The following is a 24,897-nucleotide window of genomic DNA, read 5'->3' as shown; positions in this document are numbered from 1 at the left end:
GTTTGCATGAACGCCAATATTTTGCAAACGCCCATAGATTATCTAAAAGGGGTCGGCCCAAACCGCGCAGATTTACTGCGTAAAGAACTTGGCATTTACACCTACCAGGATCTTTTAAATTTCTTTCCCAATCGTTACCTGGACAAAACCCGTTTTTATAAAATAAACGAGTTGCAAAGAAATTCGGCTGAAGTGCAGGTTGTAGGCAAGATCACCCATATAAGATCTGTAGATCAAAAACGCGGAAAACGTCTGGTCGCCGATTTTATTGATGATACCGGAAAGATGGAACTGGTTTGGTTTCGTGGGCAGAAATGGATTCGGGAAAATTTGAAGATTAATACACCTTATGTTATTTTCGGAAAAACCAATTGGTTCAACGGACTTTTTAGTATGCCTCACCCCGAGATGGAACCGGTTGAAGAATATAAAAAACAACTGCGTACCGCGATGCAACCGGTGTACCCTTCTACCGAAAAACTAGCGAAATCTGGTATTACCAACCGGGTTATCAATAAACTGATGCAACAGCTTTTTATTGAAACCAAAGAGAAATTTTATGAAACGCTTTCAGAAGAAATTACTACCGAATTAAAACTAATCCCAAAGCCTGAAGCTGTCTTTAATATTCATTTTCCGCAGAGCCAGGATTTGCTTACCAAAGCTCAATTTCGGCTCAAGTTTGAAGAACTGTTTTATATTCAGCTGCAATTGCTCATTAAAAATATGCTTCAGAAGCAAAAAATAAAAGGTTTTGTTTTTGAAGAAATCGGCCAAAATTTCAGCGAATTCTATAGCAACCACCTTCCTTTTGAACTTACCGGTGCACAAAAACGGGTGATTAAAGAAATTAGAGCAGATCTTGGAAGCGGCGCACAAATGAACCGTTTGTTACAAGGTGATGTGGGTTCAGGAAAAACTATTGTAGCCTTGATGTCTATGTTTATCGCCCTGGATAATGGCTTCCAGGCCTGTCTTATGGCGCCCACCGAAATCCTTGCAATTCAGCATTATAACGGACTCGTAGAACTCTGCAAAAATCTGGATACTAATATTTTTTTACTTACCGGTTCTTCCAAAACAAAAGCACGGCGTGAAATTCACGAAAAGCTCGAAAATGGCGAAATAGATATCCTTATTGGCACCCATGCTTTGCTGGAAGATAAAGTTCAGTTTAAAAATTTAGGACTGGCCGTTATAGACGAACAACACCGTTTTGGAGTTGCTCAACGGGCTAAATTATGGCGAAAAAATCAGGTGCCACCACACATTCTGGTTATGACTGCGACACCAATTCCTAGGACTTTAGCTATGAGCCTTTATGGCGATTTGGATATTTCGGTGATAGATGAATTGCCACCGGGCAGAAAACCAATTAAAACCGTTCATCGATACGATAGTAACCGGCTCAAGGTTTTCGCTTTTATAAAAGATGAGATTAAAAAAGGCCGTCAGGTTTATGTGGTCTATCCTTTAATCCAGGAATCTGAAAAAATGGATTACAAAGATTTGATGGACGGTTACGAAAGCATAGCACGCGAATTTCCTGATATGCAAATTTCTATTCTTCACGGCCAGATGAAATCGGACGCTAAAGATTATGAAATGGATCGGTTTGTAAGCGGCGAAACCCAAATTATGGTAGCAACCACAGTTATTGAAGTGGGTGTGAATGTGCCTAATGCAAGTGTTATGATCATTGAAAGCGCCGAACGTTTTGGTCTTTCTCAACTTCACCAGTTGCGGGGTCGTGTAGGCCGTGGTGCTGAACAGAGTTTTTGTATTTTAATGACAGGTCATAAATTATCTAATGATAGCAAAACCAGGCTGGAAACAATGACCGCAACCAACGACGGATTTGAAATTGCAGAAGTCGATTTAAAATTACGCGGTCCCGGCGATATTATGGGTACGCAGCAAAGTGGCGTTTTAAACCTGAAAATCGCAGATATTGTAAAAGACAACCAGATATTAAAATCTGCTCGCTATCACGCCATGAAGATCTTAAAAGAAGACCCTAACCTCTCTATGAAAAAGAACAAAGTGCTTCGTTTTACTTACGGGCAGGTGGCAAAACATAAAAATATCTGGAATTATATTAGTTAGGCTTAAGATTCCCTAAAAATATGATGAATTTGATCCCTAATTCTTAATTCTCCAGTCACCTAAAATAAGGCATAAAATTAAAATTTGAAATTATGCCAAAACTATTCGTAATACTATCTTTGCGAACTGAAAATATTGAGACATGAAAATTTCATATAACTGGCTTAAACAATTTATTAAACTTCCTGAAGATGCTGAAAAAACGGGAGAATTACTTACCGATCTGGGCCTTGAGATAGAAGGTTTACAGCCTTTTCAAAGCATTAAAGGTGGTCTTGAAGGTATAGTTGTTGGTCATGTACTGGAATGTAAAAGTCATCCAAATGCTGACAAATTACAACTCACCAACGTAGATCTTGGTAATGGCGAACAGGTACAAATTGTTTGCGGCGCACCAAATATTGCCGCAGGACAAAAAGTTCCTGTAGCAACAATTGGCACTACGCTTTATGATGAAAAAGGTGAAGCCTGGCCAATTAAGAAAGGAAAAATTAGAGGTGAAGCCAGTTACGGAATGATTTGTTCTGAAAAAGAACTTGGACTCGGCCAAAGCCACGAAGGAATTATGGTAATGCAAGACGATCTAATTCCCGGAACTCCCGTAGCAGAAATTTTTGATGTTGAAAACGACCAGGTTTTTGAAATTGGCCTTACTCCAAACCGCGCCGATGCTATGAGCCACTGGGGCGTTGCCAGAGATCTAAAAGCAGGTTACACCCAACAGGGGAAGAATTTAGAACTTATTACTCCTTCAGTTAGTAGTTTTCATGTAGATAACAGGAGCTTAAAAATCCAGATTCAGGTAGAAGATTCGGCGCTGGCACCAAGATATTGCGGCGTTACCATATCAGGTCTTAAAGTTGAAGAATCACCAAAATGGCTTCAGAATAGATTAAAAGCAATAGGTCTTGGCCCAAAAAACAACGTGGTAGATGCTACCAATTACGTGATGCACGAGCTTGGGCAGCCTTTACACGCATTTGATGCCGGTAAAATTGCCGGTAATGAAATCAATGTAAAAACCTTGGAAAAAGGAACGAAATTTACCACTTTAGATGAAGTAGAGAGAGAGCTTCACGAAGAAGATTTAATGATTTGTGATGCCGAAAAACCGCTTTGTATAGCAGGAGTTTTTGGCGGTGCTACCAGCGGGGTCACCCAGGCAACCACCCAGATTTTCCTGGAAAGTGCCTATTTCAATCCGGTGAGCGTAAGAAAAACTGCAAAACGACACGCTTTAAATACCGACGCTTCTTTTAGGTTTGAACGAGGAATTGATCCTAACATTACCGAATATGCTTTAAAACGCGCTGCACTTTTAATTACAGAAATTGCCGGCGGCGAAGTAACCAGTGATATTGATGATCTTTATCCTAAGAAAATTGAAGATTTCCAGGTTTTCCTAACCTTTGATAAAGTGAATAAATTAATTGGGGAAAATCTTGAAGAAGAAACTATAAAATCTATCCTTGCGTCGCTTGAAATTAGGGTAAACAATGTTACCGAAACCGGGATGGGACTTACCATTCCTTCTTATCGTGTAGACGTGCAGCGGGAAGCCGATGTGATAGAGGAGATTTTAAGAGTTTATGGCTATAACAATATTAAATTTGGCGAAAAACTAAATGCTTCAGTTGCTAATTCTTCAAAATATGAAGATTATAAACTTCAAAATATAATTGCCAACCAGTTGGTGGGTCAGGGTTTTTATGAGACTATGGCCAATTCTTTAACAACACCGGCTTATTCTGAATTGAGTGAACAAATTAAAGAATCTCAGAATGTAAAAATGCTAAATCCGTTAAGTCAGGATTTATCTGTTTTGCGACAATCTATGTTGTATTCGGGACTGGAGTCTGTGAGTTATAACATTAACAGGAAACGCAGCGATCTTAAATTATTTGAATTCGGAAAAACCTATCACGATTTCAACGGGAGCCGGGTAGAAAACAAACACCTCTCCATATTTATTAGTGGTAACCGAAATGCCGAACGTTGGAATTCAGTTTCAGCCAAAACAGATTTCTTTTTATTGAAAGGAGTAATTCAGTCAATTTTTCAAAGATTTGGGATTGAAAATTTAAAGCCTTCCGCAGTAAAATCTGATGTGTTTTCTGAAGGACTTATATTTTCTTCAGCAAAGAACAACCTGATTTCTTTTGGAGTGATTCGCAAAAAGGTATTAAAGCATTTTGATATTGAACAGGAAGTACTTTATGCCGATATTAACTGGGATGCTTTATTGGAAGTCGTAAAAACCAGGAAAACCAATTTTAGCACAATTCCTAAATATCCTGCCGTGAGACGTGATTTTGCCTTATTGCTGGATAATAATATTTCTTACGATCAAATTGAGGAAATCGCTTTAAAAACGGAGAAAAAACTTTTAAAGGAAGTTGATCTTTTTGATGTCTACCAGGGAAAAAATCTTCCTGAAGGCAAGAAAAGTTATGCAGTGAGTTTTAAGTTTCAGGACGAAAATAAAACCCTTACCGATAAGCAGGTAGATAAAATGATGAAAAAACTTCAGCAAAAGTTTGAAGATGAACTTCAGGCTGAATTGAGGTAATTATATATAAAATTGGCTGTTTGAATCCATTAGGTAACGTCACTCTGAACTTGTTTCCGAGTCTAACTTAAATCTAATTACAACCTGAAATAAATTCAGGTTGACGTGCTACAAGATTGAAATTAAACAGCCAATTTTTATCTTCAGCTTAAAAATTATGGAAACTTTTTAAAGATTTCGTCTACATAATTTCTTAGATCTCTTTCTAATCGTCTTGACCCAATTTCCTCATCGGCTGTTCCACGCCATAAGATTTGATTGGTTCTGCGGTCTATAAAATCTATAACGATAGACTTTTCTTTATAAGGTAATTGTTTAACGGCATCATCGGCCCCAATACGCTGAATCGTAAAATAATTCTCGTAGGTGTAATCTTCATAATATGGCCCTATATAAAGTCCCGGGCGATAATATGAAAAATTGGTGTACACAGGATTCGCGTTCACATCTACCTTTTCATCAAACATAGTGTGCACATAAATCAACACATCCGGTTGACGGTTATCTATTGCAAAATCCTCGCTGGACATATTATTATTTATGGTAGAGATAATAACTTCGTGCACGCGATCATTATCATAATCCCGATTCAAAATAGTGTCCTGATTTGGCAAATAAGAATAGGTGTCGTAGTTTTTTAATTTCCTGGCAGAATCTTTAGAGATATTGCTTCCAGAGCCACATGACATCAGAAAAGCAGCTGCAGTAATTGTGGTAATAAAAAGTTTTAATTTCTTCATAGGTTTCAATTTTGAATGAAAATAAGTCTTCCTTTATTCTTAGAAAAAGGATATTTCCTAATTGATATTTAATTAACAAACAAGAGCGGCCATTTAGACCGCTCTTAAGTTTTCTTTTTTAATAACAATTTATTTCCCAGGTAATACTACAGTATCAATTACGTGAATAACTCCGTTTGACTGGTTTACATTCGCAATGGTTACCGTTGCAACATTTCCTGAGGCATCTTTCAGTTTCACTTTTCCATCTTCCATCATAGCATAGAGTTTTCCTCCGCTTACGGTTTCAAAAGTAGCTTTTCCGTCAGCTTCTTTAATTGCTGCTACCACATCGTCAGCACTAAAGTTACCGGCTATTACGTGGTAAGTAAGTACTGCTTGTAGTTTTTCTTTATTCTCCGGTTTCAATAGCGCTTCCACAGTTCCGGCAGGCAATTTTTCAAAAGCTGCATTGGTAGGAGCAAAAACGGTGAAGGGACCATCACCCTGTAAAGTTTCTACCAAACCGGCAGCTTTTACCGCAGCTACCAAAGTTGTATGATCACTAGATTGTGATGCGTTTTCCACAATATTTTTGCGGGGGGACATTTCTGCTCCGCCGACCATTGTTGATCCGTTTTGGGCCATTAAAGTCCCTCCAATAAATAGGAAACAAAGAATTCCCAGGTGTTTTAATTTTCTCATAATAATTATTTTTTAAGTGTTTAATTAGATGAAAAGAACTCTATCATTTTTTTTAGAGACCTCTTAATCTAATTTTTGTCTAATTTAATTCTATTTTAGTTAAACAGTTTTTAAATTTAACCAATTATGATAGCTTTAACATCAACTCAGTGAAAAAATGGATTGGATGAATCATCTTAATTACTTAATTTAGTGATAGATGCTAAAGAAAAAGAAAATGAAGTTGAAGTTAGCCTTGCGCCGCACTAATCTGGAAGAGCAGTTATATAAATCCCGAAAACAAAGAATTTCTTCCGAAAATGTTTTGCAACAGGTACAGGAAATTTTTGAGCAGGAAGCTGTAAAAGCCGATAAAATTCTCGAAGAAATTCACAGCGGAAGTGCCGGAAATAACAATTTTAATCTTGATTTATTAGAAAGCAATAGAATTTTTCACCTTTCAGATATTGAAAAGCTTTGTATTGATTATCGATTGCGATTCTTAGACAGCGGTTATTTTAAAGGTGAAATTCCTTATGAAGCCGTGAGCAGGATTAAGGCTATTGAAAAAGAACAACAAATTAGCCTGAAAGGTTTTAAAATAGTTGCGCCGTCTAAGCTTTTTAAACTCGAAAATGCTGATGATCCCTTGCTTTTTGCTCCTATGGGGAACGATTATTTTTACCTGATTCACAAATGGGGCAATGACCTGCATCCTCTTAGAAAATTATTAATGTGGCCGTTTAGACATCTTGAGAATTTTATTGGTTCCCTGCTGGTGCTAAGCTTTATACTCGCACTCTTAATTCCTGACGGACTTTTCTCGCCACAGCAAACCACAACCCAATTTTTTATGATTTTCTTCTTTGTTTTTAAATGGGTGGCAGGGCTTGCCATTTTCTACGGATTTAAAAAAGGAAAGAATTTTAGTTCCGCAATCTGGCGAAGTAAATATTATAACGCGTAGAACGTTAAACTCAGTATAAAATACCCTGTAAGCTATATTGTTCTTCGTATTTTAGATAGGACTAAAAACTATTAAATATGAGTTCAGACGAATCTTACGAAAGAGTATATACGGGTTCGGAACCCAACGTACAATATTTACAGGAATTATTTGATAAAGCCAACATTTCTTCCCGGGTTAGAAACGATTTTGATTCAGGATTACGGGCCGGGTTTGGCGGTGGCTTGCGAGGGCAGGTACAACTTTTTGTAGTTAAAAATCATTATGATGAAGCTTTAAAAATTGCTAAAACCACTTTCCCAAAAGACTTTAAAGATGAGTAACCTCAAAGAAGGAGGAAGACGTAATAAATGGTATTTAATACTGGGAATTCTATTTCTGGTTTATGGAGTTTACCGGCTCTATTCGCACCTAACCGCAGAGGAAACCGATAATTTTGGTTCGGTGCTTGCAGTAGGTTTTATTGTTTTTGGGCTCTATGATCTATTCCGGTATTTCAGAAAAGTTTAAAGAGAATCAAACTGAATCACGTAGTATTCATTAAAAAGAGAGGTGGTCTGAAAAAATAAAGCCTCATTCTGAATTCATTTCAGAATCCAAGATGTTGATAATAAAAACATGTTAGAAGCTGAAACCAGTTCAGCTTGACGAAACTAGACTTTTGAGAGCACCTATTTTTTTATTTTAATCAATTTTCCTTACCAGCTAATCACTGCGCTTGCCCAGGTGAATCCGCTACCAAAGGCTGCCAGCACCACTATATCTTCATTTTTAATTTTTCCCTGCTCCCAGGCTTCGCATAGAGCAATAGGAATAGATGCCGCAGTAGTGTTACCATATTTCTGAATATTATTATGAACCTGCTCGTCACTGAGTTTAAATTTTTGCTGGACGTATTGTGAAATACGCAAATTCGCCTGGTGTGGGATCAACATATCAATATCCTTTACTTCGAGCCCGTTGGCTTTTAAGCCTTCCATGATTACTTCAGAAAAACGCTGAATGGCATTTTTGAAAACAAACTGCCCATTCATATAAGGATAATAAGGAATATCGTCTCCCTGAGGATTTTCAGCAATAATTTCAGGAACCCAGTGCTCTGTACTTGGGCCTTTTAAAGAAAGTTCTAAAGCGTGTTTTCCTTCAGAATGTAAATGGGTAGAAAGAATTCCTTCACCATTATGGTCGCTTCGGGTTAAAACCACTGCTCCTGCTCCATCGCCAAAAATCACAGAAACGGATCGGCCACGAGTGGTAAAATCGAGTCCACCGCTGTGGTTCTCACTTCCAATAACCAGCACGTTTTTATACATTCCGGTTTTAATAAATTGATCGGCAGTAGAAAGCGCATAGATAAATCCGCTGCACTGATTTCTCACATCTAAAGCCGGGCAGGTTTCTATATCTAACATTTCCTGAACCTGTACACCACAACCTGGGAAATAATAGTCTGGGCTCAGGGTTGCAAAAACTATCAGGTCGATATCGTCTTTATCAATTTTAGCACGTTCAATAGCAATTCTAGCCGCTTTTACGCCCATTATTGCCGTAGAATTTCCATCGCCTTTTTTAATATGTCGGCGTTCTTTGATACCGGTTCTTTCCTGAATCCATTCGTCGTTGGTATCCATTCTTTGAGCCAAATCATCATTCGTAACAACATTTTCTGGCACGTAACTCCCAACTCCGGCTATTTTAGATTGATACATATTCTATTGTTTAGTATATTTAGACCTTATTCAATTTCAATTTAAGCATTTAATAAAAAATGGGTTCGCAATATACTAAAGATTAGCATGACTGCGATTAAGACGCATTTTTATTTTCATTTCCTAAAACCACAATTTTATGAGAAAAATTATTTTAAGCATTTTTAGCCTTTTTAGCCTTTTGCTAAGTTTTCCGGCGCTTTTTGCCCAGGAAAATTTAACCTATCAAAAACCACCACAGGAGATCCTGGATTTGGTAGATGTACCTTTAGCGCCTTCGACAATTTTAGATAGTGATGGCGAAATGATGATTTTTTTATATCGCGATCAATATAAATCTATTGCTGAACTGAGCGAACAAGAATTAAGACTGGGCGGATTAAGAATTAATCCTGTAACTAATATTAGCAGCCGTGCTACTTATTTTAATAATCTGGAAGTAAAACCCATAGATGCTGAAACACCAATGCAGGTCACAGGACTTCCGGAAAATCCGCGTTTATCTAATTTTAGCTGGTCTCCAGATGAATCTAAAATTGCTTTTACCCACACCACCAATACCGGCGTAGAACTTTGGGTTTTGGAAGTGGAAAATGCACAGGCGCGAAAACTAACCGAAGCCAACCTCAACGCGAATATGCGGAATGTGGTTAACTGGTTTAAAGACAATGCTTCGGTTTTAGTAAAAATGCTTCCGGAAGATCGTAAAGATCTAATTGATACTGAAACCGCTGTTCCTACCGGGCCAACAATTTCTGTGAGCGACGGGAAAGAAGCGCAAAACCGTACATACCAGGATTTGCTTAAAAATCCTAACGATGAATATAACTTTGAACAATTAGCGCGTTCAGAATTGGTGAAAGTAAATTTAGACGGCACTTCAGAAAAATGGATGGACGCTAAAATGTACAGCAGCGTTTCCTTCTCTCCCAACGGTGAATATGTAATGGTGAATCACATTAAAAAACCGTTTTCATATTTAGTTCCTTATTACAGATTTCCTTCAGAAACAAACATTTATACACTTTCCGGCGAGCTGGTAAACCAGGTAAATGATGAGCCTTTATTAGAAGATCTACCCCAAGGTTTTATGTCTACTCAAACCGGTAGAAGAAGTGTGCAATGGAGAAACGACAAACCGGCCACATTGGTTTACGTAAAAGCTTTAGATGAAGGTGATCCTGAAATTGAAGTAGATTACAGGGATGAAGTTTATATATTAGAAGCTCCTTTCGAAGGCGAAGGAAAATCAATGTTTAAAACTAAAGATCGTTTTTCTGGTATTACCTGGGGGAACGATGAAATTGCTTTAGTCGATGACTACTGGTGGAATACAAGAAATACCCGAACCTATGTATTTAATCCGTCCGATGCTTCAGAAGAACCTGAAGTGATTTTTGACAGAAATTACCAGGATCGTTACAGTGACCCCGGAAGATTTGTAACCACTAAAAATGAATACGGTCAAAACGTACTGAAATTAGACGGGGAAGATGCATTTTTACTTGGTGCAGGTTATACCGAAGAAGGGCAGTTTCCATTTGCCGATAAAATTGATCTAGAAGATGGTGAAACCGAACGTTTATATCGATCTGAATACAACGATAAAAAAGAAACTCTTGTTGAAGCTTTAGATATTGAAGACGGTGAAATTCTGGTAAGAATAGAATCGGCAACCGAATATCCAAATTATTATATTCGGGATATAGACGATAATGAAGATCTTACACAAATCACTTCTTTTGAAAACCCTTTTAAAAGTCTTGAAAACGTAAGTAAAGAAGTAATTACTTACGAGCGTGAAGATGGCCTGGAACTAAACGGGACCCTGTATCTTCCTGCAGGTTTCGATAAAGAAAACCCCGAAGAACATCCTATGATCGTTTGGGCCTATCCTAGAGAATACAAGGATAAAAATTCGGCATCTCAGAATACATCTAACGCTAATGATTTTACCTATCCTTATTATGGTTCTCCAATCTACTGGGTTAACCGTGGTTATGTGGTGTTGGATGACGCATCCTTTCCAATTATTGGAGAAGGCGAAGAAGAACCAAACGATAGTTTTAGAAAACAATTGGTTGCTAACGGAAAAGCTGCCATTGACGCTGTTGCAGAAAAAGGCTATGTTGATCGTGACCGTGTTGCGGTTGGCGGGCACAGTTACGGTGCCTTTATGACTGCTAACCTGTTATCACATTCTGATCTTTTTGCTGCGGGAATTGCCAGAAGTGGTGCTTATAACAGAACGCTAACCCCCTTTGGTTTCCAGAGTGAAGAAAGAAATTATTGGGAAGCACCGGAGGTGTATTACAATATGTCTCCTTTTATGCACGCTGAAAAAATGAAAACTCCGTTGTTGTTAATTCACGGGGAGGCCGATAACAACTCAGGAACTTACCCAATGCAAAGTGAGCGCTATTTTAATGCGCTTAAAGGTCTTGGAGCAACCGCACGTTTGGTAATGTTACCAAAAGAAAGCCACGGTTACAGCGCCAAAGAATCTGTTTTACACGTGCTTTGGGAACAGGACCAATGGTTGGAGAAATATGTAAAAAATAAAGAAGAATCTGGAGACATTGAAACTTCCGCAGAATTGAAAGATTAAATTCTAAGTTGTAATAAGCTTATTTAGGCTGTTTGAGAGGTGTTTTTATCCGTCAGGCTGAACTTGTTTCAGCTTCTAACATGAGTACAGTAATCAACTTGTTAGATCCTGAAATAAATTCAGGATGACGTTTTTAAAAACTTTTCAAACAGCCTTTTTATTTTAAATGTCCTTAGTTTTTAAAACAGGAAAAGCGCCATTACCAGGGACGGTAATAACGCTTTTCCACAACCTAACCAATAAATAAAACCAACAATTATGACATATAATCGCGGAACTTGTTCACCTCGATCTTAGCCTCAAGATCGTGTAATAAATTATATAGACCGAAAAATGTTCTGTTGATGTAAAGGAAATGTTTGCTCCCCCGGTTTCCGTTCATTTTTCGCAATTCGGTATCTTTACTGTATTTTTCGCTCAATGCTGTTATTGAATTCCAAAATGTTTCATCGGCAAAATCAAAAGTTTCTTCGTGAAACGGACTCGTAAATAAATTCAGCATTTGATAAAATAATTCTGAAAAATATTTGATTTCCCGCTCAGAATCATCTTTCCTTAATATTTCCAATTCAAATAATTTCTCGTTGAAAAATTCAGGATTATTAATATTTTCTTTTTTTGCCAGTTCAAAATAAGGCACATAGAAATCTTCAGGAACCTGCTTTATGCAACCAAAATCTATGGCGATAAGATTAGCATTTTTATCAATCAGGAAGTTTCCCGGGTGAGGATCGGCATGTACTTCTTTTAAGCCATGCATTTGATACATATAAAAGTCCCAAAGCGCCTGCCCTACTTTATTTGCTTTCTCCTGATCCTTATTTTCCTTAGCAAATTCACTAAGGTGCTTACCGTCCATCCAATCCATAGTGATAATTCGCTCACTAGATAGATCTTCGTAATATCTCGGAAACTTCAGGTTTGGAATATGCGCACAGGCTTCAGAAATTTCTTTACTCTGTTTTACTTCCAAAATATAATCAGTTTCCTCTAAAAGTTTTCCTTCAACTTCTTTAAAATACTTAGCGGAATCCTTACCCTGAAGGTTAAACATCCTGGTAGCAATAGGTTTTACCATTGCAAGGTCTGAACTTATACTATCTGCTACGCCGGGATATTGGATTTTCACAGCAAGTTTTTTCCCATCTTTTTCGGCTCTGTGAACCTGACCAATACTGGCCGCATTCACAGATTCTGAAGCAAATTTATCGTACAATTCTTCAGGGTAGGCTCCGTTATATTTCTTAAAAGTTTTTCTTACCAAAGGTGCAGATAGCGGTGGCACACTAAATTGCGCCAGGCTGAACTTCTCTACATAGGCGTTTGGCAAAAGGCTCTTTTCCATTGAAAGCATTTGAGCTACTTTAAGCGCGCTCCCTTTCAGGCTCTTAAGGCCATCGTAAATATCATCGGCATTGCTTTGGTCTAATTCATCGCGGGTAAGTTCAGAATCAAAAGCTCTTTTACTGTAATATTTAAGGTAATTGCCTCCTAACTTCACCCCGGTTTGCACCAGTTTCGAAGTTCGGCCAATTTTGCCCGTTGGGATGTTATCTATTGTTTTCATGGTAATTGGGGTAGACTTTATTAAGCCATTTTTTCTTTCCAGAGGAATTTTCCTAAATCTATAACCCTTTCCAGCGGGGTATTATCAAACACATCAAAAACAGTATTAACCGATTTTTCTATTGCAACATCGGTGCTTTCAAATTGGGGAGAATTATCATCCATCCAAAATTTCATTAAAAACATCAATTGTACCCAGGTGGCTTCAGAAAATACTTTTTCTGACTGTTGTAATGCTGAGATCGCCTTATCCGAATTTCCATCCTGAATAAGTTCCGTGGCGAAAGATTTCACGTTTTTTCTCACACCTTTTAATTGCTGAAGATTTTTCAACTGGCTTTCGTGTTCTTTTAATGAGAACAACACATAACTTCTATTTGCGGTAAGCATTTCAAAGAATGTGTAATAGAAAGTGAGCATTTTTTCTCTATTGGAGAAACTTTCAAATTCAGGGCTTTTATTAATCGCATTCATTGTATGCTCATAAAAACGTTCCCAAATTCCTTTTTGCAATCCTTCAAAACTTCCGTAGAAATTATAGAATTCCTCTTCCTTAATCTTATTCTCCTTACAAAACTTATAAACGGTTTTAGGTCTATGCTCTTGCTCCAAAACATAATCCATATACATTGCAATAAGCTTATCCTTGTCTAAAACCTTTTTAGTCGTTGTTTTTTTACTGGTTGTGGCCATAACTTTTATTTGTTTTCCAAAGATAGTATTTTGTTTAAGTTTTAATTCATAATATTAAACAAAATGTTTGTTAAAAATATCTCTGTCTATTAAAATTGCAATTCAGAAGTTTAGACGAGAAAATATTTTATTAATTACAAGCTATGCCAGTTTGTCAGCGGAGTTTTAATGGTATTTTTTTTGACTGTAGGTAAGCAACAATAAATAGTATTAAAAACGAAAATATATGGCAACCGGAAAAATTAATGTCTCTGTAGAGAACATTTTCCCACTGATAAAGAAGTTTCTTTACAGTGATCATGAAATCTTCTTAAGGGAATTGATTTCAAACGCAACAGATGCGACTTTAAAATTAAAACACCTTACCGATATTGGGGAAACCGATGTAAAATACGGTAACCCGGTAATTGAGGTAAAAGTAGACAAGGAAGGAAAAAAACTCCACGTAATAGACCAGGGAGTTGGAATGACCAAAGAAGAAGTTGAGAAATACATCAACGAGGTAGCTTTCTCTGGCGCTGAAGAATTCCTTGAGAAATATAAAGATTCTGCTAAAGACAGCGGAATTATAGGCCATTTTGGACTTGGGTTCTACTCAGCCTTTATGGTCGCTAATAAGGTAGAGATCATTACCAAATCTTACAAAGACGAACCTGCAGCGCATTGGGTTTGTGAAGGAACAACCGAGTTCACTCTTGGAGATTCCGACAAACAAGAACGCGGAACTGAAATCATTCTTCATATAAACGAAGAAGATGAAGAGTTTTTAGAAGAAAACAGGATCCAGGAATTATTGGTGAAGTATAACAAGTTTATGCCAATCCCAATTAAATTTGGAACTAAAGAAGAAACTTTACCTCTTCCGGAAGACGCACCGGAAGATGCTGAAGCGGAAACCAAAACCGTAGATAATATTATCAATAATCCTGAACCGGCCTGGACCAAGCAGCCAACCGATTTGGAGGATAAAGATTATAAGAGTTTTTACCGCGAATTGTACCCAATGCAGTTCGAGGAGCCATTATTCCATATTCACCTTAATGTAGATTATCCGTTTAATCTTACCGGGATTCTTTATTTCCCTAAGATGACGCAGGATATGAATATCCAGAAGGATAAAATTCAGCTTTATCAGAACCAGGTTTATGTAACCGATAATGTTGAAGGAATTGTACCTGAATTTTTAACCATGCTTCGTGGGGTAATTGATTCTCCTGATATCCCGTTGAACGTTTCCCGTTCTTACCTTCAGGCAGATGGGGCTGTGAAAAAGATCTCCAGCTACATTACCCGTAAGGTAGCCGATAAGCTAAAATCTCTTTTCAATAATAATCGTGAGGATTTTGAGCAAAAATGGAACGATATAAAAATCGTTATTGAATACGGAATGCTTTCTGAAGATAAATTCTACGAAAAGGCTCAGAAATTTGCACTTTACCCGACGGTAGAGAATGAATACTTCACTTTTGAAGAACTTCAGGAAAAAATAAAAGACAACCAAACCGACAAAGATGGAAATCTGGTTGTGCTTTATGCTTCTAATAAAGACGAGCAACACAGTTATATCGAAGCTGCAAAAGCCAAAGCTTATAAAGTGCTGTTATTAGATTCTCCAATTATTTCTCACCTGCTTCAGAAGATGGAAGGTGAAAAAGAAAAGATCACTTTTGTTCGTGTAGATTCAGATCAGGTAGATAACCTCATTAAAAAAGACGAAGAGAAGATTTCTAAACTTTCTGAAGAAGAGAAAGAGAAATTAAAAGAAGATTTTGAAAAAGTAATTCCGAAGGAAAAATATACCGTTCAGCTGGAAGCGATGGACAGCGATGCTGCGCCATTGTTAATCACACAACCGGAATTTATGCGCCGTATGAAAGAAATGCAGCAAACCGGTGGCGGTGGAATGTTTGGAATGGGCAATATGCCAGAAATGTATAATCTGGTCGTAAATACCAACCACCCGTTAATTTCTGATATCCTAAATACCAAAACCGAAAAGAAACAGGAACGCTTAATAAAGCATTCTTTAGACCTTGCGAGATTATCTCAGAACCTGCTTAAAGGTGAAGAGCTAACCAATTTCGTAAAACGTAGTTTTGATATGGTAAAATAATTCCCGCATAGGAAATTTCAAAAAGGCCTGAAAAGCTGTTGAATTAGTCATCCTGAACTTGTTTCAGGATCAAAGCTGAACCATTTTTAGGGACAGCTACTAACGATAACAAGACTTTTCAGGCCTTTTATTTTATAATTTTTTGAACTGAAATATGAAGGAATTAACCAGCTTCCTTTAATCTTTAGAGCTTGTCTCTAAATTTGAACTTAGATTGCGTTTTATGGTTTGGTAAAAACGTTCTACATCATAAGGTTTTACAATAATATCGTTCATTCCTGCCGCATAAATTTCATTTCTTACTTCTTCAATTTCTACAGCCGTTAGAGCAACAACTGGGACATTTTTACTGATTTCTCTTATGCGTTTGGTGGTCTCCATACCATTAATCCCCGGCATATTTAGATCCATTAAAATAAGGTCAAAATTTTCAGCGGTAACTCTTTCAATGGCTTCCACCCCATTGCCGACAACCACGCATTCAAAGTTTTGTTTTTCCAAGATTCTTCGTGTTACCACCTGGTTAATCCTATTATCGTCTACTATCAGGATTCTTTGTTTTTCCTTTAGGTTATCTAAATAAACTTCGTGTGCAAACCCGGCTTTTTTTGTTGAAGATTTATCTTCTTTAAGACTTAAGCTAAAACAAAATACCGAGCCTTCTCCTTCTTTACTTTTTAAATGAATTTGAGATTCATATAATTGCAATAAGCGTTTAACAATAGGCAAACCTAAGCCGGTTCCCTGATAATTATAATTTGAAGGTTTAAGTTGCGAAAATTCTTCAAAAATTAATTTTTGTTTACTTTTTGGAATACCAATTCCATCGTCTTTTACTTCAAAATAAATCACCGCTCTATCTTCTACTTTCGTCTGTAACTCCACATTTATATGAATATTCCCATTTTCGGTAAACTTCACCGCGTTCCCCACCAGGTTCATTAAAATTTGGGAAAGCCTTACGGGATCTCCAATAAGATTTTCCGGTATTTTTTCATCGATATTATAATGAACTTTGTTCTTATTTTGCAGGCGCGTGAATTCAAATGTGTTCACAATACTTAAAATCAATTCTTTAATATTAAATGAAACATTTTCCAGCTTAACCTGTTTAGATTCCATTTTATTCATTTGGAGCACGTCATTAATTAACGCCAAAAGATAATCGGCTGAGAATTTCAGGGATTTTAAATCGCTTTCGTGCTTCTTTAGGCTTTTATCATCCAACAATAACGAGGTAAGCCCAACCACACCATAGAGCGGAGTTCGTAACTCGTGACTTACCGTGGAAAAAAACTGGCTTTTAAGCATAGATAAACGCTCAGCCTCATCTTTGGCTGTAATTAATTCGCTGTTTTTGTTTTTCAGTTGGGAGATTAATTTTTTCCGGGTACTGTTATTTTTAACCAGCAGAATTATAAAAAACAACATCACGATTAACGAAATAATCATGATTATAGAATTTTGCTGAGATTTGGCAATTACTTCATCTTTATACTTTTGTTCTCTTTTCGCTATTTCAAGATTCTCGCGATAGCGTTTAGTCTCAAAACGAGCCTGGGCAGTTTCCATTTGCTCCAGCTTTTCCTTTTCATAAAGTTCAGCATCGTATTCTATGTATTTATCTAAAGCATTGTAAGCTTCCTCAAATTCTTCATTTTTAAACAACGTTTCAGCATAACCGTCATAAGCGGTCACGGCCTCATAATACAGGGAATCTTTTTCAGCAATTTCTATAGCTTTCTCATAATATTCCTTAGATTTTTCGTAATTATTTTTTCCGGAATGATAATTTCCAAAAAGAGAAGCAATTTGACTTAGAATATAGGGGTCTTCAAAATCTTCTATGAGCTTTTGTACTTCTATTAGATAGGGATAGGCTTCATCGTACTCTTCCATATAAAGATGTGTCCATCCTTTATTTATAAGCGGTGTAGCCCTGCTATCTGGATCATCGAGGTTAGAAGCGGCTTTTATGGCTTGATCATAATATGCAAAACCCTGATCAATAGTTTCTTTGTTAGAAGTATACATATTGCCTAGGTTGTTGAAAGCCCACCAAAGCAGCGTATCATTTTTCACAATCTTGGCATACTTAAGGGCATTTTCATAACTTTCTTTAGCCCTTATGGTATCATACAATTCATCATAGGTAATTCCGAGGTTGTTATAACCATGGTAGAGGTGGTAGTAATCCTTTTCTTCCTCGGCGAGCTCAATTAAATTGAGGGAGTAATCGATGGCCTTAGTATATTCATAAGAATACATGGCATCTGTAGATAAGTCCAGGAGTTCCTTAATACTATCAGAGCTTTTACTTTCTTTAGACTGTGAAAAAGCAAGGCTGGATACTAGGAAAATTAGTAAAACAGTAACGTTTTTTATCCTCAATACTATTAATGTTAAGTTCTAACCTATGGGACACAGATCATGTTAAATTTAACGTTTTTTTAATGTTTAACAAACTATTGCTTTTCTTAATTGCATTATTCTTTTAAAACGGTAAAAATTTTATCAAATAGGGTATTTTCTACGTTTCTTGAAAATTTCGTTTAAAATAAATCCAATAATCTTGAGTATCGATCTTTTGCAAAACAGATCTACAATCAATAAAGCGATAAAAATTCCCGATTTATTAGCCTTACTTTTTAAGACAGAAACTGTGGAGAGATAATTCAAAATCAACCTTTCTTTTACAGAAGGCAAATTTTGAGCTATATAACTAAATAAACTACCTCGGACTAAGCCCAAAAAGCTTCATAGTGAGCGCTTTTTTAGTTTTTAGTGCCAGGCATTTGAGCATTTTAACCTCAATTATCCAGTAAAATTAGTAGGTAAATATGTTTCAAGATCGATTAAGTTTGGTTGTAAATTGGGAAGCGAAAATTACTCTATTTTAGTGAATTACACAAGATTATTAATTTCTACCGGCAATATTATTATAATTTTTATACCTCATTAAAATATATTTTTATCTTTAAATTATGCAATATCCCTGGCACCTTTATCTAATGGGCGCGATGTATATCGTGGCCGGAATTATTCACTTTATAAAACCAAAAATGTATATGCGCATTATGCCGCGTTATTTACCGGCGCATAAACCCCTGGTTTTATTAAGCGGACTGGCAGAAATATTTCTGGGGTTTCTCCTCTTTTTCCCTGAAACCAAAGCCCTGGCGATCTACGGAATAATTTTAATGCTCGTAATTTTTCTACTCGTGCATTTTTATATGCTCTCTTCAAAAAAAGCTGGTGCCGGAATCCCAAAATGGGCTTTAATTTTAAGAATCCCGCTACAATTTTTTCTTATGTACTGGGCCTGGTTCTATTTACAATTTTAAAGATGAAATCTGAAATTTTTAGTCTACCAGATGCAGAACTGCATTATTTCCCCGATTTTCTTAATACGGAAAAAGCCGATTTTCTAGTCGGAAAATTGCTAAAGGAAATCCCCTGGCAGCAGCAAAACATTAAACTCTTCGGAAGGGAAATTCCGCAGCCGCGTTTAACCGCTTTTTTTGCTGAAAAAGGAATTTCTTATACTTATTCAGGATTGCAATTAGAACCGGAAATTTTTTCAGCTGAAATTTTAGAACTCAAACAAAAAACCGAAGAACTTTCAGGGTTTGAATTTAACACCTGTTTGGCAAATCTTTATCGCGATGGAAATGACAGTATGGGCTGGCACGCCGATAATGAAAAGGTTTTAGGCAAAAACCCGGTTATTGCTTCCATAAGTTTAGGTGGCGTTCGTAGTTTTCAGTTTAAACATAAAACCAACAAAAACCTGAAGGAAAAGATTGAACTTCAACACGGTAGCCTTATAATGATGAAAGGTTGTATGCAGCATTTCTGGAAGCATCAGCTCCCAAAGACCAAAAAGAAAGTTTCACCTAGAATTAATCTAACGTTTAGAAAAATTCAATAAAAAAAACCATTGTAGAAGCTAATCCACAATGGCTTGTTTGAATGTTTGAAATCAAATTATCCGTAAATCTCGTTTAATATTTTTGCCAGACGAATTCCGCCTTTTTGTAATTGCTCCAACACGGTTGGTAAATGATGGTACATATATTCGTAACCCAGCTTCTCCCCTGTTTCAACAGAATCGTAAAGCTCGTTAGCCATAGCCCCAGACTCATAAACCCAATCTATAACTTCACCGTCTTCAATAGCTTTAATTTGAGCTCTGCTTAATTGTTTCGTATTTGCTGCAAGCTCAGTATAGCTCATTTGGTAAGAATCTATCATCTGGCTGTCCCAAACGCGGTGAATGTTAGATCCTTGATTATACCAACGCACCTGCACATCGTTTCCCCCTTTATCGGAAGCTCTTCCCACGTGGAATGGTTGGTGAAGGTCACCCACAAAATGAACCAGCATTTTCAAGTAAAACTGCCTGTCTTCTTTTGAGGCATTTTCATCTTTTAATACCTCCTTACATTTCAAAATAGCCTGGTAAAGATCTCCTTTAGGGTTAGCAGTTTCGGTATCATATTGAGTTTGACCTTCAGCCAGGTTCACATAATGCCAGGGACCGTATTGTCTAAAATCGGGATCACTTTTAATATCATCGGCATAATTGGCTACAAAGGCTAAACCCTGGCCGTTTAAGATTTTATCTATCGCTTTTTTAGCTTTTTTATTTAAATAATTTTCAGCGATTTCCCCGGTGGCACGGTGCCCGGTTTTACCCCAGTCATTATCATTAGAAAAGCCGGTGTTCCCTATTAAAACAACCAAAGCAAATAGCAGTAATTTTTTCATTTATTGAAATTTTAAAGTTTAAGGAGGTTAAAGTGAATCTCCTTTAGATTTTCGGCAAATATAGCGAAGCCCATATTTTTAATATGTTAAATTTTTTAATGTTATAAATTAATGTAATATATTTATGATATCATTTTAATATCAACCAATTTTAAATATTATGACTCAGGAAAAAGATCTCAATGCTTCAAACGGCTATATTATGTTGTTTGTATTTTTATTATTATTCTTCGGAAGCATTATCGGTTTCATTATTTTAAGCAATGCGTGGTTTATTTTAGGAATTATTATCTCGCTTTTTATCCTTCCCGGCTTAATCCTGGTAAACCCAAATGGTTCAAGGGTGCTTTTACTGTTTGGAGATTACAAGGGCACTGTAAAAAAGAACGGCCTTTTTTGGGTGAACCCATTTTACACCAAAAAGAAAATTTCCTTACGTGCCAGAAACTTTGACAGCGAACGCCTAAAAGTGAACGACAAACTGGGGAACCCGGTAATGATAAGTACCATCCTGGTTTGGCGGGTTCGTGATACCTACAAAGCTTCTTTTGATGTAGATAATTATGAGAATTTTGTGGTGGTACAAACCGATGCCGCGGTAAGAAAACTTGCCAGTCTTTATCCTTATGATAATTTTGCAGACGAAGGTTTAGACGAAGATATCACCCTGCGCTCCAGCGTAAATGAAGTTAGCGATGCCCTGGAAAAAGAGCTCGAAGAACGCTTACATATTGCCGGAATTGAAGTTTTGGAAGCTCGAATTGGTTACCTGGCTTATGCGAATGAAATCGCCAGCGCTATGCTTAAACGCCAGCAAGCCACGGCAATTGTGGCGGCTCGTCATAAAATTGTTCAGGGTGCCGTGGGTATGGTAGAAATGGCGCTGCACCAGCTAAGTGAAAAAAATCTTGTAGATCTTGATGCCGAACGACGTGCTGCTATGGTAAGCAATCTAATGGTAGTGCTTTGTAGCGACAAAGATGCTACGCCAGTGGTAAACGCCGGAACTTTAAATCATTAGAAGAAACTGTATGAGAAATTTAATACTCAGCTTATTCTTAATTTTCTTCGGAAGTTTTATAGCTTTTCCACAAGAGCAGACATTTACCGAAGAAGAAATTGCTGTGGATAAATTTACCGACGGAACTATCGTTATTCCATCGAGTCTAGAAAATCCTCCATTGTTGATTTTAATACAGGGCTCCGGACCTACTAACCGCGATGGGAATTCTCCAGCGGGGATGAATAATAAAAGTGATTTTGCTAAAAAAATCGCTTATGAACTAGCCGATGAAGGAATTGCAAGTTTCAGGTTTGACAAACGCAGCATAAAAGCAAAGGAATTAAATTTAGATTCAATTTCGTTTAATGATCTCGTAATGGATGTTGAAAATATCTTAATTCATTTTAAAGAAAAAAGAAACTTCAGCCATTTAATTATCGCGGGGCATAGCCAGGGTTCTTTAATAGGAATTTTGGCTGCAAAAGATAATGCCGATGCTTTTATTTCAATTGCCGGCGCGGGAGAAAGTATAGACCATATTCTAGCTGCACAACTTTCGGTACAATTACCGCAGTCTGAAGATGAAATTAAGCAAAGCTTTAAGGAAATTAAAGAAACCGGAAGCACTGATAAATATCCTCAAATATTAGGTTCGCTTTTTACTCCCGAAAACCAGGCTTTTTTAGCTTCGTGGATAAAGTATGATCCTTCGGAAGAAATTGCAAATCTGCAAATTCCTGTTTTGATTATCAATGGAACAAATGATGTCCAGATAAAAGAAGAACAGGCCGAAATGCTACATAAAGCAGCCAAAAATTCCGAATTGGTTTTATTGAAAGATATGAACCATGTTATTAGAGAGGTGAGTTCTAATGATTTGACTAAGAACTATCAAACTTATAACAATCCTGAATTAGCCTTGCATCCCGAAATAATTCCGGTTTTAACCGATTTTATTAAAAACCTGGAAAATAAATAAAATGAGTAATAAAAAAGCATTCGCCCTTAGAGTCGATGAGAAGATGCTGAAAGCCATTGAAAAATGGGCTGCTGATGAATTCAGGAGTACCAATGGGCAGATCGAGTGGATGCTAAATAAAGCCCTAAAAGAAGCAGAACGCCACCCAAAAAATAAAAAAGAAGAAGAATAATGCAATACAAGATCGTTTTCTCAGACATAGATGGAACTTTACTAAACCACGATCGGGAATTATCTCCCACCACAATTTCAACAATAAAAAATTTAAAAGACAAATTACCCTTCGTACTAATTTCAGCACGAATGCCCGCCGCAATGCGTCATTTACAAGCCGATCTTGAAATAAATGAGCAACCCATTATTTGCTATAACGGCGGATTAATTTTGGTTGACGGAGAAGCAATAAGCTCTACCGAAATTCCTTTAAATACCCTTGAAAATCTTGCCGATTTCAATAAAAATATGAACTGTCACTTAAGTTTATATAATAGTGACGAGTGGTATGTTCCGCAATACGACCAGTGGGCCGCAAGAGAAGAAAACAATACCAAAGTTAAACCCGAACTTAGATCTAATCGGGAAGTAATTTCAGATTGGAAGAAGGATAATAAAGGTGCTCACAAAATTATGGCAATGGGAGACGAAGCTCATATTGATAAAATTAAAGATTACTTATCAGAGAATTTCCCTGGACAACTTCATTTATACCGTTCGAAACCGACTTATCTGGAAATTGCCAACAAAGAGATTTCAAAACTCACCGCGATTAAATTATTATTGAAAAATCATTTCAATTTAACTCCCGAGCAAAGCATTGCTTTTGGAGATAATTACAATGACGTAGAAATGATAAAAGGAGTAGGAATGGGCGTTGCTGTTAGGAATGCAAGAAAAGAGGTTCTGGAAGTTGCCAATATTGTAACCGAAAGTGGAAAGGAAGACGGCGTAGCCAATAGCCTAAAAGAATTGTTCAAAATCTAACAATAGGATTCCCCCGATTCTTTAAGAAGAGTTTAATAAAAATTGTATTTTGGCGCCGCTTATAACATTTTTCTATGGAAGATACTCCTGTTTTCACCAATGACGCTATAGTCTTCGGGCTTTTAATGCTCGCTTTGGGTTTTGTGTTTTATACCTCTTCTAAAGAAGGTGGTTTCTGGAAAAAATTCTATGGCATTGTACCGGCCCTCTTAATGTGCTATTTAATCCCCGCGATCTTTAATTCCCTGGGATTAATAGATGATGGTACTTCCCAACTTTATTTTGTAGCCAGCAGGTTTTTATTACCCGCTGCTCTGGTGCTGATGACCTTAAGTATAGATCTTAAAGCCATATTTAATCTTGGTCCTAAAGCGCTCATTATGTTTTTCGCGGGTACTGTAGGAATTATTGTAGGCGGGCCTTTAGCTTTAATTATTGTGTCAGCCATTTCTCCCGAAACCGTTGGTGGCGTAGGCCCTGATGCAATTTGGCGTGGTCTCTCTACCATTGCCGGCAGTTGGATTGGTGGCGGAGCAAACCAGGCTGCAATGCTGGAAATATACGAATACAACCCCGAGCTTTACGGCGGAATGGTATTGGTAGACATTGTAGTCGCTAACCTGCTAATGGCCGGGCTTTTAATGGGAATTGGTAAAACCGAAAAAATTGATAAATGGCTAAAAGCCGATAATTCAGCAATTACTGAACTTAAAAATAAGGTTTCCAATTACGCTGAAAGTGTTACAAGAAATCCCCATCTACCCGATTATATGATCATGCTGGCCTTGGCTTTTGTAACCGTGGGAATTGCACATTGGGGAGCCGATGAAATTTCGGTATATCTTTCATCTAATTTTGAAGTTTTTAATGACAGTAAAAGTGCACTTTCCTCCTTTTCATCTTCTTTTTTCTGGATGATTACCATTGCTACTGCTATTGGAATAGGTCTTTCATTTACCAGGTTTAAAACCTACGAAGGAGCGGGAGCCAGTAAATTGGGTAGTATTTTCATTTATATCCTAGTGGCCACCATAGGAATGAAAATGGACCTTGGGATGGTTTTCGATAACCCGGGGCTTATTGGCATCGGACTTATATGGATGTCTATTCATGTTATTTTTCTGTTTGGCACAGCAAAACTTATTAAAGCTCCTTACTTTTTCCTCGCCGTGGGAAGTCAGGCCAATGTTGGCGGTGCGGCTTCGGCCCCTGTGGTAGCTGCGGCATTTCATCCTTCCCTGGCAACAGTTGGAGTTTTACTTGCAGTCTTTGGATATGTAGTTGGAACCTACGGCGCAATTCTTACAACTATTTTAATGCAAATCGCCGCCGGGAGTTAGTTTAAAATAGAAAATTATAAGATATTTGCCGCCTAAATCAGCGCGTTGCTGGATACGAAAAATGGGAGTACGCAGGAAGAATTATAAGCT

Annotated in this window: 21 protein-coding genes; 14 read left to right on the top strand and 7 right to left on the bottom strand. The window is 37.2% G+C overall.

Going from position 1 to position 24,897, the window contains the following annotated elements:
* Window positions 1-6: 6 nt before the first annotated feature.
* Together recG and pheT are read left to right on the top strand one after the other, a co-directional pair.
* Window positions 7-2,106 (top strand): ATP-dependent DNA helicase RecG, encoded by a 2,100-nt coding sequence (gene recG, locus B5X53_RS16435; RefSeq protein WP_079714319.1) that lies wholly within the window; start codon window positions 7-9, stop codon window positions 2,104-2,106.
* Window positions 2,107-2,248: 142 nt separating this feature from the next.
* Complete coding sequence (gene pheT, locus B5X53_RS16430; protein ID WP_079714318.1) at window positions 2,249-4,675, top strand: phenylalanine--tRNA ligase subunit beta; 2,427 nt, start codon at window positions 2,249-2,251, stop codon at window positions 4,673-4,675.
* Window positions 4,676-4,830: 155 nt separating this feature from the next.
* On the opposite strand, the gene B5X53_RS16425 is transcribed toward pheT, so the two are convergent.
* Together B5X53_RS16425 and B5X53_RS16420 are read right to left on the bottom strand one after the other, a co-directional pair.
* The gene (locus B5X53_RS16425; protein WP_079714317.1) at window positions 4,831-5,415 is read right to left on the bottom strand and encodes a DUF4136 domain-containing protein; all 585 of its coding nucleotides are present in this window, start codon (window positions 5,413-5,415) and stop codon (window positions 4,831-4,833) included.
* Window positions 5,416-5,544: 129 nt separating this feature from the next.
* Window positions 5,545-6,099 carry a fasciclin domain-containing protein gene (locus tag B5X53_RS16420; protein WP_079714316.1) on the bottom strand — a complete coding sequence of 185 codons (555 nt, stop codon included), beginning with the start codon at window positions 6,097-6,099 and terminating at the stop codon, window positions 5,545-5,547.
* A gap of 217 nt (window positions 6,100-6,316) precedes the next feature.
* On the opposite strand from B5X53_RS16420, the gene B5X53_RS16415 reads away from it, so the two are divergent.
* From B5X53_RS16415 to B5X53_RS16405, 3 genes are all read left to right on the top strand, one after another.
* Complete coding sequence (locus B5X53_RS16415) at window positions 6,317-7,045, top strand: hypothetical protein (protein ID WP_079714348.1); 729 nt, start codon at window positions 6,317-6,319, stop codon at window positions 7,043-7,045.
* A 77-nt stretch (window positions 7,046-7,122) separates the two neighbouring features.
* Window positions 7,123-7,368, top strand: coding sequence for a putative signal transducing protein (locus tag B5X53_RS16410; RefSeq protein ID WP_079714315.1), 246 nt, complete (start codon window positions 7,123-7,125; stop codon window positions 7,366-7,368).
* Window positions 7,361-7,555 (top strand): hypothetical protein, encoded by a 195-nt coding sequence (locus B5X53_RS16405; protein ID WP_079714314.1) that lies wholly within the window; start codon window positions 7,361-7,363, stop codon window positions 7,553-7,555. Before B5X53_RS16410 ends, B5X53_RS16405 begins: the two co-directional genes overlap by 8 nt.
* 188 nt (window positions 7,556-7,743) lie before the next feature.
* Here B5X53_RS16405 and B5X53_RS16400 read toward each other — a convergent pair whose 3' ends face one another.
* Entirely contained in the window at window positions 7,744-8,754 is a 1,011-nt protein-coding gene (locus B5X53_RS16400; RefSeq protein WP_079714313.1) for a 3-oxoacyl-ACP synthase III family protein, read from the bottom strand.
* A 139-nt stretch (window positions 8,755-8,893) separates the two neighbouring features.
* Between B5X53_RS16400 and B5X53_RS16395 the strand changes: the two genes are divergently transcribed.
* Window positions 8,894-11,362, top strand: a complete 2,469-nt coding sequence (locus B5X53_RS16395; protein ID WP_079714312.1) for a S9 family peptidase — start codon at window positions 8,894-8,896, stop codon at window positions 11,360-11,362.
* Window positions 11,363-11,618: 256 nt separating this feature from the next.
* Here the strand turns inward: B5X53_RS16395 and B5X53_RS16390 are convergent, their stop codons facing one another.
* On the bottom strand, window positions 11,619-12,929 hold the full coding sequence (locus B5X53_RS16390) for an ABC1 kinase family protein (RefSeq protein ID WP_079714311.1): 1,311 nt from the start codon (window positions 12,927-12,929) through the stop codon (window positions 11,619-11,621).
* Between the two features lie 20 nt (window positions 12,930-12,949).
* Window positions 12,950-13,621 carry a TetR family transcriptional regulator C-terminal domain-containing protein gene (locus tag B5X53_RS16385; RefSeq protein ID WP_079714310.1) on the bottom strand — a complete coding sequence of 224 codons (672 nt, stop codon included), beginning with the start codon at window positions 13,619-13,621 and terminating at the stop codon, window positions 12,950-12,952.
* 226 nt (window positions 13,622-13,847) lie between these two features.
* On the opposite strand from B5X53_RS16385, the gene htpG reads away from it, so the two are divergent.
* The gene (htpG, locus tag B5X53_RS16380) at window positions 13,848-15,734 is read left to right on the top strand and encodes a molecular chaperone HtpG (protein WP_079714309.1); all 1,887 of its coding nucleotides are present in this window, start codon (window positions 13,848-13,850) and stop codon (window positions 15,732-15,734) included.
* Between the two features lie 177 nt (window positions 15,735-15,911).
* On the opposite strand, the gene B5X53_RS16375 is transcribed toward htpG, so the two are convergent.
* The gene (locus tag B5X53_RS16375) at window positions 15,912-18,125 is read right to left on the bottom strand and encodes a tetratricopeptide repeat-containing hybrid sensor histidine kinase/response regulator (protein WP_232764094.1); all 2,214 of its coding nucleotides are present in this window, start codon (window positions 18,123-18,125) and stop codon (window positions 15,912-15,914) included.
* A gap of 593 nt (window positions 18,126-18,718) precedes the next feature.
* Here B5X53_RS16375 and B5X53_RS16370 point away from each other — a divergent pair.
* Window positions 18,719-19,078 carry a DoxX family protein gene (locus tag B5X53_RS16370; RefSeq protein ID WP_079714308.1) on the top strand — a complete coding sequence of 120 codons (360 nt, stop codon included), beginning with the start codon at window positions 18,719-18,721 and terminating at the stop codon, window positions 19,076-19,078.
* Between the two features lie 2 nt (window positions 19,079-19,080).
* Complete coding sequence (locus B5X53_RS16365; RefSeq protein ID WP_079714307.1) at window positions 19,081-19,665, top strand: alpha-ketoglutarate-dependent dioxygenase AlkB family protein; 585 nt, start codon at window positions 19,081-19,083, stop codon at window positions 19,663-19,665.
* Between the two features lie 56 nt (window positions 19,666-19,721).
* Here the strand turns inward: B5X53_RS16365 and B5X53_RS16360 are convergent, their stop codons facing one another.
* Complete coding sequence (locus B5X53_RS16360; protein ID WP_079714306.1) at window positions 19,722-20,504, bottom strand: S1/P1 nuclease; 783 nt, start codon at window positions 20,502-20,504, stop codon at window positions 19,722-19,724.
* A 160-nt stretch (window positions 20,505-20,664) separates the two neighbouring features.
* On the opposite strand from B5X53_RS16360, the gene B5X53_RS16355 reads away from it, so the two are divergent.
* The 5 genes from B5X53_RS16355 to B5X53_RS16335 all read left to right on the top strand — a co-directional run bounded on the left by B5X53_RS16355 (window position 20,665) and on the right by B5X53_RS16335 (window position 24,807).
* Complete coding sequence (locus B5X53_RS16355) at window positions 20,665-21,525, top strand: SPFH domain-containing protein (RefSeq protein ID WP_079714305.1); 861 nt, start codon at window positions 20,665-20,667, stop codon at window positions 21,523-21,525.
* Between the two features lie 10 nt (window positions 21,526-21,535).
* Window positions 21,536-22,486 carry an alpha/beta hydrolase family protein gene (locus B5X53_RS16350; RefSeq protein ID WP_079714304.1) on the top strand — a complete coding sequence of 317 codons (951 nt, stop codon included), beginning with the start codon at window positions 21,536-21,538 and terminating at the stop codon, window positions 22,484-22,486.
* Window position 22,487: 1 nt separating this feature from the next.
* A complete protein-coding gene (locus B5X53_RS16345) occupies window positions 22,488-22,658 on the top strand; it encodes a type II toxin-antitoxin system antitoxin (protein WP_079714303.1) in 171 nt (56 codons plus the stop codon).
* Window positions 22,658-23,467, top strand: a complete 810-nt coding sequence (locus B5X53_RS16340; protein ID WP_079714302.1) for a Cof-type HAD-IIB family hydrolase — start codon at window positions 22,658-22,660, stop codon at window positions 23,465-23,467. Before B5X53_RS16345 ends, B5X53_RS16340 begins: the two co-directional genes overlap by 1 nt.
* Window positions 23,468-23,541: 74 nt before the next feature.
* Entirely contained in the window at window positions 23,542-24,807 is a 1,266-nt protein-coding gene (locus tag B5X53_RS16335) for a DUF819 family protein (protein ID WP_079714301.1), read from the top strand.
* Window positions 24,808-24,897 lie beyond the last annotated feature (90 nt).

The sequence above is a fragment of the Salegentibacter salinarum genome, from assembly GCF_900168115.1.
Classification (GTDB): domain Bacteria; phylum Bacteroidota; class Bacteroidia; order Flavobacteriales; family Flavobacteriaceae; genus Salegentibacter; species Salegentibacter salinarum.
The sequence above is the reverse complement of the archived record's forward strand: the minus strand, read 5'-3'. Positions and strand labels throughout refer to the sequence as shown.